12 protein-coding genes are annotated in these 15,565 nt (G+C 35.3%); 11 read left to right on the top strand and 1 reads right to left on the bottom strand.

The genetic code is table 11. The features are described 5' to 3' along the window. From SFA27_RS15910 to SFA27_RS15885, 6 genes are all read left to right on the top strand, one after another. The gene (locus SFA27_RS15910; protein ID WP_047376995.1) at positions 1 to 297 is read left to right on the top strand and encodes a DUF3098 domain-containing protein; all 297 of its coding nucleotides are present in this window, start codon (positions 1 to 3) and stop codon (positions 295 to 297) included. Between the two features lie 115 nt (positions 298 to 412). Then, positions 413 to 1,231 carry an undecaprenyl-diphosphate phosphatase gene (locus SFA27_RS15905; protein WP_047376994.1) on the top strand — a complete coding sequence of 273 codons (819 nt, stop codon included), beginning with the start codon at positions 413 to 415 and terminating at the stop codon, positions 1,229 to 1,231. Positions 1,232 to 1,255: 24 nt separating this feature from the next. Continuing rightward, positions 1,256 to 1,954, top strand: coding sequence for a tRNA pseudouridine(55) synthase TruB (gene truB, locus SFA27_RS15900; protein ID WP_407293440.1), 699 nt, complete (start codon positions 1,256 to 1,258; stop codon positions 1,952 to 1,954). Then, a complete protein-coding gene (locus tag SFA27_RS15895) occupies positions 1,951 to 2,529 on the top strand; it encodes a hypothetical protein (protein ID WP_052184684.1) in 579 nt (192 codons plus the stop codon). The genes truB and SFA27_RS15895 overlap by 4 nt, the downstream gene beginning before the upstream one ends. Beyond that, positions 2,529 to 3,251, top strand: coding sequence for a 23S rRNA pseudouridine(2604) synthase RluF (gene rluF, locus SFA27_RS15890; protein ID WP_047376992.1), 723 nt, complete (start codon positions 2,529 to 2,531; stop codon positions 3,249 to 3,251). Before SFA27_RS15895 ends, rluF begins: the two co-directional genes overlap by 1 nt. A gap of 167 nt (positions 3,252 to 3,418) precedes the next feature. Further along, complete coding sequence (locus SFA27_RS15885; RefSeq protein ID WP_407293437.1) at positions 3,419 to 4,639, top strand: YncE family protein; 1,221 nt, start codon at positions 3,419 to 3,421, stop codon at positions 4,637 to 4,639. An 83-nt stretch (positions 4,640 to 4,722) separates the two neighbouring features. On the opposite strand, the gene SFA27_RS15880 is transcribed toward SFA27_RS15885, so the two are convergent. Then, a complete protein-coding gene (locus tag SFA27_RS15880; RefSeq protein ID WP_407293435.1) occupies positions 4,723 to 5,949 on the bottom strand; it encodes a hypothetical protein in 1,227 nt (408 codons plus the stop codon). A 409-nt stretch (positions 5,950 to 6,358) separates the two neighbouring features. Between SFA27_RS15880 and SFA27_RS15875 the strand changes: the two genes are divergently transcribed. The 5 genes from SFA27_RS15875 to SFA27_RS15855 all read left to right on the top strand — a co-directional run bounded on the left by SFA27_RS15875 (position 6,359) and on the right by SFA27_RS15855 (position 15,486). After that, on the top strand, positions 6,359 to 7,990 hold the full coding sequence (locus tag SFA27_RS15875) for a T9SS type A sorting domain-containing protein (RefSeq protein ID WP_407293433.1): 1,632 nt from the start codon (positions 6,359 to 6,361) through the stop codon (positions 7,988 to 7,990). Further along, positions 7,990 to 11,088, top strand: coding sequence for a hypothetical protein (locus SFA27_RS15870; protein WP_407293431.1), 3,099 nt, complete (start codon positions 7,990 to 7,992; stop codon positions 11,086 to 11,088). The genes SFA27_RS15875 and SFA27_RS15870 overlap by 1 nt, the downstream gene beginning before the upstream one ends. A gap of 5 nt (positions 11,089 to 11,093) precedes the next feature. Further along, positions 11,094 to 14,717 carry a DUF6443 domain-containing protein gene (locus SFA27_RS15865; RefSeq protein WP_407293429.1) on the top strand — a complete coding sequence of 1,208 codons (3,624 nt, stop codon included), beginning with the start codon at positions 11,094 to 11,096 and terminating at the stop codon, positions 14,715 to 14,717. 4 nt (positions 14,718 to 14,721) lie between these two features. Then, positions 14,722 to 15,225 carry a hypothetical protein gene (locus SFA27_RS15860; RefSeq protein ID WP_407293427.1) on the top strand — a complete coding sequence of 168 codons (504 nt, stop codon included), beginning with the start codon at positions 14,722 to 14,724 and terminating at the stop codon, positions 15,223 to 15,225. 72 nt (positions 15,226 to 15,297) lie between these two features. After that, positions 15,298 to 15,486 carry a hypothetical protein gene (locus SFA27_RS15855; RefSeq protein WP_407293425.1) on the top strand — a complete coding sequence of 63 codons (189 nt, stop codon included), beginning with the start codon at positions 15,298 to 15,300 and terminating at the stop codon, positions 15,484 to 15,486. The last annotated feature ends 79 nt before the right edge of the window (positions 15,487 to 15,565 follow it).

The raw sequence follows: 15,565 nt of genomic DNA, 5'->3' as shown, positions 1-15,565 counted from the left end.
ATGAGCAAAAAAACAAATAAATTTTCCGCTTCAGACTTTGGACATGAAGCTGAAGTACCACAGGAAAACGCTTTCTATTTCGGACCGCAGAATTTCAAGTGGATGCTGATAGGACTGGCATTTATTGTCGTAGGATTTCTACTGATGATGGGCCCGGATGCCAATACGGTAGATGGTAAATTTGACCCAAACTCATGGAATGATGATATCTTTTCTATGAGAAGAATCAGGATAGCACCTCTGTTTGTTGTTATAGGATTTGTAATAGAAGTATACGCTATCTTAAAAAGAAAATAATAGAATAATAATTTTATTTAAGGATTAAAAAATTTAAGTATTGAAAGATTTAAGCCAATCAGCTGGTCTTTTTAATTCTTAAATCTTTTAATCTTTTTTAATTTTTTAAAAGAATATGGATTTAATCAAAGCAATTATTATTGCCATCGTAGAAGGGTTGACAGAATATCTTCCGATTTCTTCTACTGCACACATGGGATTTACAGCTAACCTGATGGGGCTTGAAGAAACAGAATTTTTAAAAATGTTTCAGGTATCCATTCAGTTTGGAGCCATTTTATCGGTGGTAGTGGCATACTGGAAAAAGTTTTTTGACTTAAATAATATTCAGTTCTATTTTAAACTTGCTTTTGCCGTAGTTCCTGCACTGGTTTTAGGATATTTATTCGATGATAAAATTGAAGCTGTACTTGGAAATCAGATCGCTATTTCTTCAGTTTTGGTTTTAGGAGGTGTCATTTTACTGTTTGCTGACAAATGGTTTAAAAATCCGAAGATTGATGATGAAAAAGGAATTACCATAAGAAATGCAGTGACCATTGGTTTCTGGCAGTGTCTCGCGATGATGCCGGGTACAAGCCGTAGTGCGGCTTCTATTATTGGAGGAATGGCACAGGGACTTACCAGAAAAGCTGCTGCAGAATTTTCTTTCTTTCTTGCTGTACCTACGATGCTGGCAGTAACTGTGTATTCAGTTTTTGTTAAAACCTGGGGAAAAGAAACTCCAAACCCACAGAAAGGATATGAAATGATTATGTCTTCGCAGGATCACATTATGATCTTTGTAGTAGGAAATGTTGTCGCGTTTATCGTAGCACTTATCGCTATCAAAGCATTCATCGGAGTGCTTAATAAATACGGATTTAAACCTTGGGGCTGGTACCGTATTTTTGTTGGAGTTGCCCTGTTGATTTATTTTTATTTCTTTAAATAAGAAATTACTCATTTATACCCATTCATGACTGCTGAAGAACTGAAATCAGGATACATTTTTTTATTGGATAAGCCTTTGGACTGGACTTCCTTCCAGGCTGTCAATAAAATGAAATACAAACTTAAAAGGGAATTTGATCTTCCTAAAAAATTTAAAATCGGGCATGCAGGGACTTTAGATCCCAGAGCAACAGGGCTTCTTATTGTGTGCTGCGGAAAATTCACCAAGAAAATTCCTGAAATCCAGGATGCTCCCAAAGAATACTGGACGGAGATTAAGATTGGAGTACAGACAGAATCCTATGATACTGAAAAGCCTGAAATTCTTCATGAGGATATCTCCCATATTACCGAAGAACAGGTAAAAAAAGTGCTGGAAAAATTTGTTGGCGAAATTGAACAGAAACCACCCATTTATTCAGCCATTAAAATTGATGGTGAAAGAGCTTACAACCTTGCAAGAGCTGGGGAAGAAGTAGAAATGAAGGCCAGAAAAACAACCATTCTTTACATTAAGGATATTAAAATAGATTTTCCTTTAGTAAGTTTCATGGTAGGATGTTCAAAAGGAACATATATCAGAAGTCTTGCACATGATATAGGGCAGGAGTTGGGAGTAGGAGCCTATCTGACTCAGTTAAGACGCACCAAAATCGGTGACTATGCTATTGAAAATGCTACAGATCAGTTCTTGAATAACGAGTACAGATTTGAAAGTTTATGAAAATAAAACTATCCTTTTTCTTATTGGTGCTTGTTTTTGTTAAAGCGTTTTCCCAGAATACGGAAACTGGAAAATCAAAAATGGATTTTTATTTCAATCCTTCTCTTAATGCAGGTTTTAATATTAATAAGAAAAATCAAACCAATAATTCGCAGTATATTGAGAGCAGATCTTCACTAGGAAATCTTACTTATAGTATCACTGCTATCGGAGGATATAATTTTCTTCCTAACTTTGCCATAGGAACCGGATTCAAATACAGCTTTATACAGGATAATTATCATTTGATCTATTGGATTATTCAGCCTAAGATTATTTTTTCTCCTGGGGAACGGCCTTTTTATATAGACATTAATTATGGAAAGCAACTTAATCATTCTGCTATTTCAGAAACAGAGTTTTGGGGTGGAAGATTGGGAATGCAGGTTTCCTATTCAAAAAGATTAAGTCAGGAAGGAGGAATTGTTTTTGAATCACATAAATTGAAAGATGACGCTGATGGGTTTTTCATAGGATTAAGCTATGGAATTACTATTTTCAGTAATAAAAATTATACCGGCTACGGAAAAGACTAATGGAAAAGACACGTATCAATAAATATTTATCAGAAGTAGGGTACTGCTCAAGAAGAGCAGCAGATAAACTTTTAGAAGAGGGCAGGATCAAAATAAACGGAAAAATTCCGGAGATGGGAACAAAAGTTTCCGATGAAGATCTTGTAGAGGTAGATGGAAAACCTATCAGAGAACCTCAGGAAAAGCCGGTGTATATCGTTTTTAATAAGCCGGTAGGAATTGTATGTACTACAGATACAAAACGTGAAAAAAATAATATTGTAGATTATATCAACCACCCGAAAAGGATTTTTCCTATCGGAAGATTAGATAAACCAAGTGAGGGGCTAATCTTACTGACAAGTGATGGGGATATCGTTAATAAAATTCTGAGAGCACGCAACAATCACGAGAAAGAATATATAGTTCGTGTAGATAAGCCGATTAATCCAAGATTTTTGGAAAAAATGCGAAATGGTGTTCCTATTCTGGATACCGTTACAAAAAAATGTGAGGTAGAAAAGATTGATGATATGAATTTCAGAATTGTTCTTACTCAGGGACTCAACAGACAAATCCGAAGAATGTGTGAATACCTCGGATATGAAGTAAAAAAACTGAAGCGAATCCGTATTATGAACATCAAACTAGACCTCCCGATTGGAAAATGGAGAGATCTTACAGAAGATGAACTGAGTGCATTGAATTCTATGCTTACAGATTCCAGTAAAACATTCGACTAAAACTTATACTATACTTTAACGGTTTCCCTATATTTTCCAGTATCAACTACTGGAAATACAAATGAATTATTTTTATTTCATAATTTTTCACATATTAGTGTAATATATTTTATTTTTCACAAGAAATATATTATATTTATAACAATAACACTTATAACCTGAAAATCATGAAATTAAAATTTATTGCAGCCCTTTTATTTGTGACTTTGATAACTTTTACCAGTTGTCTAAATGAGCACGATCCGGATCATTCACATGATTCCTCCTTTTACATTGATTATAGAAGCTTGAAAGGATTACCAGACGGAATTGCCGTTATAGAACTCGATCCTGAAGCTCCGGATTTTGGAAATATCAGTAGCAGGCTGGAATTGGGTGTTGGGGTATTACCACATCATATTTATTACAACCAAAATGCAACCAAAATGTTTACGACTGCTTTGGGTGGCAGTTATCTTTATGAGATAAAAACGGGAGAAGACCAAAATGGACTGCCAAAATTAATAAATGCAACACCTATTGATACTGGTGAGAATACAGTAGGCGAAAATTTATTTTTCACGAATGACGGAAGATATTTTATGACCTTTATGGGAGGAGCAGGAGGGCTGAAAGATGGCAGTGTAGGTGTTTTTAATGCTAATAATAATCAGCTTATCAAAACAATTAAAGCACCCATTCAGGCTAATCCCAACCAATTTATAATGTATCCGCATGGTATTTCAGTTAATGAAGAAAAAGGATTAATGATGGTCACCTCAACCATCCACCCAGATCTTACTTCAGGATTGGGAAATACTTGTACTTTATTAGATCTCAATACCTATGAGATAAAGGAAACATATCGTGTGGCAGACTCGCCAACAGACATGTCCGCTCCTGTTGAGGTTTTACTTTTGCGTGGAAAATTTCCGCAATACGCACTTTCTACAACAATGATCGGGGGTGATATCTGGATTGCTCCATACAATACAACAACCAAAAAGTATGATGCTTTTACTAAGCTTTTTGATGGAAGCACGCAAGGATTAGGCTGGGCTCTCGAAATGTATATTGATGATTCAAACAGGTTGTATGTGAGTTTTGCAGATCCCGGAAAAGTACTTGTCTTTGATTTAAGTAATCTTCCCCAGCTAAAACTTTTGAAGACTTTTGATGCTGATAAAGGAGCGCATCATATGGCTTTCTTTAAAACCAAATCAGGAAAAGATGTTGTAGCAGTACAAAATAATTTATTGGACCTCCCTAACTTGAACTCCGGAACCATTAGCGTCATTGATATCAACACAGGAAAAACCCTAGGTACAGTTGATTTACGTAACCGTTATGGAATACTGCCGGAATCTATCGAAGGTACCAGTGGCCCCAGCAATTATATGCATCACTAAAATTTAAAATATTGTTTCAGATAATCAACTATTCCAAAAATTATTTTTTGGAATAGTTTCGTTTATTTTTTATCTGGCTTGAATTATTTTATATATAATCTCATTCTTTCTTCATACTCAGGTTTCAGTTTTAAAAGTTTCCATATTTTTTTATCATCAGGATTACTGATCCGGTAGAATATGATTTTGTCTGCTGAATATTTGAAATAAGGATGATTTTTAAGCCATTCTTCCGGAGCTTCCACTAATGAATATCTGGGCACATCTGAAGTATTCAGCGGTGCTGTTGAAATTAGCTTTTGCACAAGATCCTGATCAATATTGTAAGTGCTTAAAATCTGCTGCTTATTGATAAATCCACCCAGCTTTTTTCTGAAGCCAATGATAGAACCGGCGCTTCTTTCATCCAGACCAAATTCTATAAGTTGTCTGAAAGTAATAGTATTGAGATCTGTTTTTGAAAAATCTGTTTTTTCCTGTTGCTTTTCCTGGAGTTTGATATAAGGTTTCATTTCCTGAAATTTCTCAGCAGAAATCACAAAACATTTCTGTAGATCATCCGGGCTTTTAAAACTTCCCCGTAGATTTCTATCCCGGTAATTAATGATGGTAATGGCTTGTTTTTCTGAAAATCCAAAGGCTTTCCAGTCCTCTATGTCCAGTTGATTAGGATCAAAAGAATGATATTTAATTTTAGTTTTTACTGTATTATTCTTCGCTGAATTTTTGAAAGTTTCGGGAGTTTTTGCTGGCAGAAGCAAATAAGGTTCAAGTTTACTATAATTTTCCGGAGAAATGATAAAACATTCTTTAAACTTCTCTTTGCTGATGAAACTTCCCCCAAGATAATTTCTGTATTTTAAAATAGCATCTGCCTGTCTTTCGCTGAAGCCCATTTTGAGCCAGTCATTGGCAGAATACCGATCAGGATTGAATTTTCCCGTAATGGTAATTTCTTTCCTATCCATTGTACTATACTCCTTAGAATTTCCCTTTTTCAATGTTTCAGGAAGTAAAATGAAAGATTTCAATTCACTGAATTTCTCTTCAGAAATAGCGTAACATTTTTTCAACTGCTCTTTTGATGTGAATTTTCCTCCCACAATATCTTTATACTTGAGAATTGTAGCAGTCTGCTTCTCTGAAAATCCAAGTTTCTGCCATTGATCTTTGTCCAGTGTATTGGGATCAAAATCTGATAGATCTGCAGAATTTGGTAGAGTAGTAATGAACTTTACATCAGGAAAAGGTTCTTTTTCTCGGCTGGTGTACTTCTGGTAGGCTAATAAAATAGTCAGTAATGTGACCATAAATGCCAATTTCTGGTAATAGTTTTTTCTCATCATACAGTAAAAATATCAATAAGAATAAAGTGTGTCAATAGTTGATAATGAAATGGTTAAATATAATATGCTGATTGTATTTAATGCTTATGATGCAATCAGGAATATCATCTTTTATATGATATAATTTCGTTTTTGAGCCTGAGTGTTCAGATTAAGGTTGATATGTTTTTTGATTTTAATGCGACATGTTTTGTCGTTATCCATAGATAATTTTGCATTAGAATAAAACCAATTAAAAACTTTATGATAATAATTTAATAATAAATAGTAGGATGTATGTTAAATCGCATCTTTGTGATTTTTATGTCTTAAAAAGTGTTAAATTTGCGTGGTTTTCAATAAACTAATTACTAACTCAGAAAACAACATTGGAATGAAAAAATTCTATATCTGTGCATTTACCTTATGCACGGTCCTGGGTATATCTGCCCAGGAAGTGGTGTGGCAGAAAGACATCAAATCCTCTACTCAGGATTTTCTTAGCCAGGTCACCACAACTATTGATCAGCAATATCTTATCACGGGAAGTTCTATACAGTCAGGAAGCGGGAAGCTGGAGGCTGGAAGTAAACAAAACAATGGTTATGATTTTCACCTTGTAAAACTGAACCAGCAGGGAGAAGAAGCCTGGGAGAAATACTTCTCGGGATCAAATCATGATTATTTATCAGCAACAGTTACCACACAAGATGGTGGATTTCTATTAGCTGGAACTTCCTATTCAGGAAAAGGGTTGGATAAAAAAGAGGATTCCAAAGGTGGATCAGATATCTGGCTGATCAGAATCAATGAATTGGGTGATGAATTGTGGCAGAAAACTTTAGGAAGCTCTTCAGACGAAGAAGCAAGAGCTGTGATTCAAACTACAGATTTAGGATTCTTTGTTGCAGGGAATGTTCAAAACTCTTCAAAAGGTTATGGTTCCAAAGACGTCTTAATTACCAGAATTGATAAAAACGGAAAAGAACTCTCCCAACTAATCTTAGGCGGAAAAGGCTTAGACGAAGTAGAAAAAATGATTCCAACGAAAGATGGAGGAGCGTTATTGGGAATTTATTCCAGAAGTTCCGAGGTTCGGGTTTCGGGATCTGAAAAGGGTTCTGAGATGCGAGGTGCGGGTTCTGTGTCAAACGTTCAAAACTCGAATCCCATATCCCGAAACTCGAAACAAAGCGACAATTTCGGTGAAGGAGACTACTGGATTGTCAAGTTGGACAAAAACGGAAAAGTAGAATGGGAAAAGAATTTTGGAGGGAAAGGTGATGATCATATAAGAACTCTTGCTTTAACTTCAAATGGTTTCATCATTGGTGGAGAATCCAGATCAGAAAGATCAGGAAATAAAACTGTAGGCATTGAAGAAGGAACAGATCTTTGGTTGATTTCTTTGAATGAAAGAGGAGAAGAGCAGTGGCAGAAATCCTACAATTTCAAAAACAGAGATGTATTGATGGGAATGAGTGTGATTCATTCCGCAGATGATAAATCATCCAAAGGCATTCTATTAGGAGGTTATACTCAGGCAGAAGGAAGAATTCAAACGGATGATGAAACGTTCTGGATGCTGTATTTGGATCAGAATGGTAATGAACAATGGAGAAAGCATGTGAAAGGAGAATCCAGACAAAAAGAAGAAAGGCTTTCTGACTTAAAACTGAACAAAGACGGTTCTATTGTTCTGGCAGGAACCAGCGCAGAAGAACTGGGTAAAGAAAACTGGAAAATTGTAAAACTGGGAGATAAACAGGTTGATCAGTTAATTGAAAAATATGATATCAAGATCTATCCAAACCCTGTTTCAGATTATGCTTATGTAGAAATCGGCTTTGATTTTAAAGATGCTGATATTCTTTTGTATGATATGAGCGGAAGACAGCTTCAGAGTATAAAAACAAAGAACAAAGTGACTAAGATCAATACCCAGGCTTTGGTTCAGGGAGCTTATCTGGTGACTATAAAAACTGATAACAATAAAATAGCAAATACCAAATTAATCAAGAAATAATGAAGAAGATCATGTTATTAGCAATTACATTGTCTGGTATTTTAGGCAATGCCCAATCTGCCAAAGACCTTACCAATCCTTTTAATAAAAATACAAAAAGCCCTCAGGCTACAGATTTTATACGATATGGTAATATCCCTATCAAAAAGAACATTGGAGAACTTGATTTAAACATTCCTTTATTATCTATTCCTACTCAAAACGGGGATAAGATAGGATTGGGATTAAGTTATAATGCTTCGGGTTTTATCCCTGATAAAAAATCCGGTATTGTAGGCTTTAACTGGAATTTGATGTCGGGAGGAGTTGTTACAAGAAGTGTAGTAGGCGCAGCAGATGACCAAATAGGTTCACCTGAAACTCTTAACGGCTATAATGGTCATTATGAGCATGGATACTTAGTGGGAATAAGACAGTTCGGTTCCAATACCTCTGCACTTCCTACAGATAATGATTTATTAACACTTAATCCAAGTAAATTATTTGTAGCAATAGACAATCAATCCGATGAGTTCTTTGAGGTAAGGTTAAATGGCTATCCCAATGCTAACACCACTCGGTATGAAACAACATCAGATAAATATTCATTTAATTTCAATGGTATTTCAGGGAGTTTTTTTATAGCTCCTGATGGAAAAGTAGAAGTAGTAACCAATGAGCCTCATAAACTGAAAGTAGACCTTTCAGGAATGAGCTCTCAACCCTATACCAGTGTCTGTAGTCCGTTAAATGAATCCGAAATCATTATAACGGATGAGGTAGGAAATAAATACTATTTCGGAAAACAAAGTAAAAATTTAGAATATAATGTTTTTTTAGGAGGAAATGCAACAGGGAATAGTGCCCAAACTCCTGTAATCAGCAGTTGGTACCAATATAAAACAGAATATCAGAACGGGGATGTTTTAAAATATAATTACCAGGAGGATAATATTGCTCCCTATAATATTCATAGTAGTTTTTGTATTATGAATGACAATATGTTTTGGCATGGCAATCTGGCACAATATAGTGATTTGAAAAAGTTTTTGGATCTTCATACTATAGGTGATAGCAATTTTAAGCAAGTTTATAACTTAGTAAAGAAAGCTTACCTCTCAAATATTGAGTATAAGGATTATAAAATCATGTTCTCGTATTCTGATCAGGATAATCTTTATAAAAATGTAGCCATTACTGGTAGCCAGTTTGGAAAAGTACTTCAAAAGAAACTGGATAAAATACAGTTATATAATCAAACTAATCTGATCAATACAATAGATTTCGGATATGAAGTATACAACACCCAATATCCAAGAATATTCCTTAAAACTGTAAAAGAAACAGGAAAAGAGCCATATGAATTTTCGTATGATAACAGTAGTACTGCTTATACACCAAGTCCTATCACTTTTGCTGTTGATTACTGGGGGTATTATAATGGAAAAACGTCTAACGATGCTGGTATACCTGTTATCTTTCCTACGGTTAATTATTCAAGTAATGGAGATTATCAGTATACTTCAGATGTAAGGGAACCCAACTTTTCTTATTCAAAGATGTATGCCCTGCAAAGTGTCAAATATCCTACTAAGGGAAGTTCTTTCTTTGATTACGAACCACATACCTATAGCTTTAGATTAGAAAGAAGATCAGATAATAGTTTTCTTCCTAAGCTTTATTCAGTAAACGGTGTCGCTGGGGGGACAAGATTGAAGAAAATTTATGATTACGATCTTAATGCAAATCAAAATATAAGGGAATTTATATACACCAATGATCTTGATCAGCCCTCAGGTATCCTTACCGAGTGGCCAAGATATTTTTTTACATATAATTACCAGTATGACGGTTCACTCTGTTCCGGAGGAGGTGGTTTTCTTCACTGTATGCCTTACACGGTTGATGGTGCAAAATATATTCAGACTGCCTCAGGTTACTCAAGAAGTTTAACGGAAGGAGCCGTTATCACTTATTCAAAAGTCATTGAAAAACTCTCAGGTAATGGTAGTACTACAGATTATTTTACAAGTTATATAGATAGGCCGGATGTTTATTTTGATAGTTCAGTACTGCTTACAGCAGGTAATTACAGTCCAATGCCAGCTGTTAAGAATCTTTTATTCATGCCTGCAAACAGAAGTATTGAAAGAGATAAACTCTCTAAAAGACTTATTAAAGATGAATCAGGAAAACTTCTGGAAGAACAGACCTATTTATATAATGAAGACCCGTCGAGGCTAGATAAGTATCATGTTTCAATGAATATATCAACGGCATGGCTGAATCCTTTAAGGAATTATTATTACAGTAACTTTATAACTTCTAATGTAACCAAAAAGTATTTTAATAATACTTTTTTAAAAACTGAAGTCAATTATTATTATGACAATCCTAGCCATAATATGCTGACCAAGTCTAAAGAAATATCTTCTGACTTGACCACGTATGAGTCTACTTATAATTACGCACATGAAAAAGGCAATCAGCTGATGATTGACAAAAATATGGTAGGTATTCCATTGGAAACAACTGCCACGCAAACTATAGGAACGACTACCAAAACACTGTCAAGATCAGAAACGATTTATCCACTAAATCAATCTGAAGCCAATACAAAAACATCAGGATTGGTTTTACCTACTTCTGTATTATCTTATGATCTTCAAACCCCTGCTTCAGCAACTACAGAAGCTACTTACGATAAATATGATTCAAAAGGAAATCTTCAGCAGTACACTACAAAAGATGGTATTTCAACGGTGATTATCTGGGGCTATAATCTCACTCAGCCTATTGCTAAAATAGAAGGAGCAAAATTAGCAGATATTCAGCAGTCATTAATTGATTCTATTGTGGCAGCTTCCAATACAGATACTTCCGCTGCTCCAAATAATGATGAAGCCTCCCTTTTATCTGTACTAAATACATTTAGAAATAGTTTGCCAAACTATCAGATAACCACTTATACCTATGATTCATTAATTGGTGTACGAAGTATCACCCCACCATCGGGAATCAGAGAAAACTATATCTATGATGTTGCAGGCAGGCTTGAAAAAGTGATTAATGTAGACGGAAAAGTTTTGAAGGAAATAAAATACAATTACAAAAACTAAAACTGATGAAAAAAATTATAATTCCAATAGGAGTATTGCTATTATCCAACTTAACATATGGCCAGCTTTCCTCACTTCCTAATACTGAAAATTATATTCAGACCAAAACTTATCTGGACTATAATGGCACTTCACCCACAAAATCTTCAGAAACCGTTCAGTATTTTGATGGGCTGGGAAGGCCTAAACAAATTGTAGGTATAAAATCTTCCCCATTGGGAAGTGATGTTGTTACCCATATAGAATACGACCAGTTCGGGAGGCGGGTGAAAGACTATCTTCCCGTTCCACAACAGGGAACTCAGAATGGTATAATTTATACTTCCCCATTAAGCAATGCCACTCAGCCAGCCCTCTATGGTTCAGAGAAAATCTATTCAGAAAAAATTCTGGAAAACTCACCATTAGACCGTGTTTTAGCACAAAAACAAGTGGGAACTGCCTGGGATAACAAACCTGTACAGTTTGGATATGATACCAATGCAGATGGCGAGGTTAAAAAATATACAGCCACTTTTAACTATACCACTTTTACAGCGAGCCTGATATTATCCGGCTCCTATGGAATAGGACAACTGTATAAAAATACAGTTACCGATGAAGACGGAAACCAGACCATTGAGTTTAAAAACGGACAAGGCCAGGTGGTATTGGTCAGAAAAGTAATCAGCGCTACAGAAAATGCAGATACCTATTATGTTTACAATGATTATAACCAACTGGCTTATGTAATCCCTCCCATAGCTTCTCTACAGGCAGATCCCAATACTGTCCTTAATGATTTATGTTATCAGTATAAATATGACGGGAGAAGCCGTTTAGTAGAAAAGAAACTACCTGGTAAAGGCTGGGAATATATGGTGTATAATAAAGCAGATCAGCTTATCCTGACCCAGGATACAGTGCTTAAAGGAAAAGGGCAATGGCTTTTTACCAAATATGACCAGTTTGGAAGAACTGTTTACACTGGGATCACAAATAATGCTGCCAGCAGGGTATCAATGCAAAACAGTGTTAATGCCAATGCTAATTTATATGAAACCAGAACTGCGACTGCGGGGCTGACCTTAAATGGCATGCCGGTATATTATACTAAGCTCTCGACTCCTACTGGTGTTACCCAGGTTTTAAGCGTTAATTATTATGATACCTATCCTGCATATAGTTTTAATCCTGCACTGCCAGCGAATACACCTGATATGACCGTCTTAACGGAAACCCCTACCCCTGACGGTAGAAGTACCAAAGGCTTACCTGTGATGAGTTTTGTAAAAAATATTGAAGATGATAGCTGGACAAAGAACTATACTTATTATGATCAAAAAGGGAGGGTTATTGGAACTCATTCCATCAATCATTTAGGAGGCTATACCAGAACAGAATCCGAATTGGATTTTACCGGAATACCAAAGAAAACAGTTACTCTTCATAAGAGATTAGCGAATGAACCTGGAGTTACCATCACAGAACGTTTTGACTATGATAATCAGAACAGATTACTGGTTCATAAGCATCAGGTAGATGATAAACCGGAACAAATCCTGACACAAAACAGCTATAACGAGATCTCACAGCTTACAAACAAAAAAGTAGGTAATAATCTGCAAAGTATTGATTATAATTATAATATCAGAGGCTGGCTGACCCATATTAATAAAGGTCAGATGACAGTTCCTGATTTAGGAGGAAAGCTATTTTCCTACGAAATCAAATATAATCAGATGAATGGAATAGAGAATCCTGATCAGGCATTATTTTCCGGGAAAAATGTAAAGGCGAAATACAATGGTAATATAGCAGAAGTAGACTGGAGAGCCGTAGAATCTATAGGAGCCAATCCCCCTATACAACCTAAAAGATACGGTTATGCCTATGATGCGTTGAACAGACTGTCAGCAGGATATTATCAAAATCCTGTGAACCCTTACAGTAAAGAACATACAGAATCCTTAGCGTATGACCTGAATGGGAATATAAAAAACCTTTACCGTACTGCTGCTTTGGAAGGAAGTAATACAACCGCTACAGTCATTGATGAATTGGAATATATTTACGGATCCAATAATCTGACCAATCAGGTATCTGTCATTAAAGACCACAAAAATAATCCATCAGGATACGAAGGCGGAGGTAGTACTATCCAATATGACCTTAATGGAAACATGTGGCAGATGCCTGATAAAAACATCACCAAAATCACCTACAACCATCTGAACCTTCCCAATAAAATAGAATATGGGAATATGGGACTTTCGGGGATGCATAATTATCTGTACAGGGCGGATGGTATTAAGGTTCAGAAAAAGCTTCCTATGTTTGAATGTGGAATTATCAACTGTTATACTGTAACCCAAATCACAGATTATCTCGATGGATTTCAGTATTATCACAGTGAGTCCGATAACAATGGCGGAGGTGGTATTGAAGGACTCCGTATGATGTCTGAAAAGTTGAAATATGCCCATGAACAGCAGGCTTACAGTGTAGAAAGTGGAATTGTCACCGCAGAGAACCAGCAATTGAATACTCCTTTAGGAATAACAACAGTTAAGACTCCTCAGCTTATGTTTTTTCCTACAGCAGAAGGATTTTATGATTACGGAAAAGATCAGTATATTTACCAGTATGAGGATCATCTTGGAAATGCAAGGATAAGTTTCGCAAGAAACAGCGCAGGTGCTCTTGAAATCACAGATGCTAATGATTATTATCCATTTGGGATGAATCATCTGAAGACTGGAAATGCATTCTATGGACCGGGAAGTTATAAGAATTACAAGTACAATGGTAAGGAACTACAGGAGACTGGGATGTATGATTACGGCGCTAGAATGTATATGCCGGATTTGGGTAGATGGGGTGTTGTAGATCCGCTGGCTGAGAAATATTTTAATATATCACCATTTAATTATACAGCAAATAATCCTATTCTTTATATTGATCCTGATGGGATGCAATTAGATTTGAGTAATATAATGAAGAAAGGTAATGAAGAGCAATATAAAGCTTTTGTGTTTTTTGCTAAAACAAAAGAAGGACAAGCTTTTTTATCTAAATATATGGAGAAAGGACAAAAAGTTGAATATGGAGGAAAGACTATTTTTGAAGCCAAGGCTAATGGAGAGTATCATAATAAAGGGATAGATCTATCATATGGAGTCAAAACAGACTCATCCGTAGGAGGGTCTACAACAGGCAAAATTAAGGGAGATGAGAAGAATGTCTCGATTTTGATTTCAAATAAAGCATATGGTGATTCTGGCAGTCAGTTTTTTAATACCTTAAGACAGATAGTTCACGAATCTTTTGTTCACGCTGATTTGGAAGCTAATGATCTTCAAGATGATGGCTATGTTAATTCAAGTAGCATTCCAAAAGAATATAGAAAATATGACACTTGGGAATCTCAACATGGGCAACATTATTATATCCAGAATGAGTATTTAAAAGATCCTACAAACAAAAAAGTAAATACATACACTAAGGAGGGGTTTCAAATTCTTAAGCAAGCAAACGAAGCTTTAAAATTAAAGTTAGGTAATTCTCAGATAAAAACTGAAATGTGGAATTTTAATGGGTCTATGATAAAAGTAGATAAAAATGGAAACCTCAAACATAAAGATCAATAGTTGTATGAAATTAATTAGTATTATAATGATTAGTATACTCTTGCTTTCATGTCATAAAGAAAAGCAAGAGTATATTGAAGTATCATTGGGATTTAGTATGAATCCTAATGAACCAAGGATTGGAATCCTCATAAATGAGAAAGACTCTTTGTATGTATGTAAGGAAGATTTAATGTCAGTTGACAATGGAGTAAAATATAAATATTTTAAATCAACTCAAAAGATTGATTTTGCTTCTTACAAAAAAAGAATATTAAACTCTTTTTATGATTCAATTCAATTTAAAAGTACTCCTGATGCCCAACCACGACAGATAAATTATTATTTAAATGGGAAGAATCTCAAATTTAGATTTTATTCACACGAATTATCAAAGAGGCAACAGGAAATTATTGAGGACTTGATTTTACTAAAAGAAGATAAAAGACTTAAAGAAATTCATTATCATGAGTTTTCACGAGATTTGCTAGATTCTAAAATTCCTAACCCGCCACCTCCTCCTAAATAACATTACAACTATAAGTACAATGGTAAGAAGCTGCAAGAGACTGGGATATACGATTATAGAGCGAGGTTTTACATGGCAGATATAAGACGTTGGGGATTATTAGATAATTATAATGAAAATTATTTTCCTATTTCCCCCCGCTGGCGTGAGCGTCTCGCTCGTGTCCATGGTAGAATAAATAAAAACCATTACAATAGCAGTGGTTTTTATTTTCTTTCTTCCAAAGCTAATATAAAGACCATCTGGGAAATACCAGGGTAAGCTTTGCAAAAAATAGCGAAGGCGTTCTTGAAATTACAGATACCAACAACTATTATGCATTTGGATTAAATCATATCTC

The sequence above is a fragment of the Chryseobacterium sp. HR92 genome (assembly GCF_045689405.1).
Classification (GTDB): domain Bacteria; phylum Bacteroidota; class Bacteroidia; order Flavobacteriales; family Weeksellaceae; genus Chryseobacterium; species Chryseobacterium viscerum_A.
This window is presented reverse-complemented; position numbering and strand designations above follow the sequence as displayed.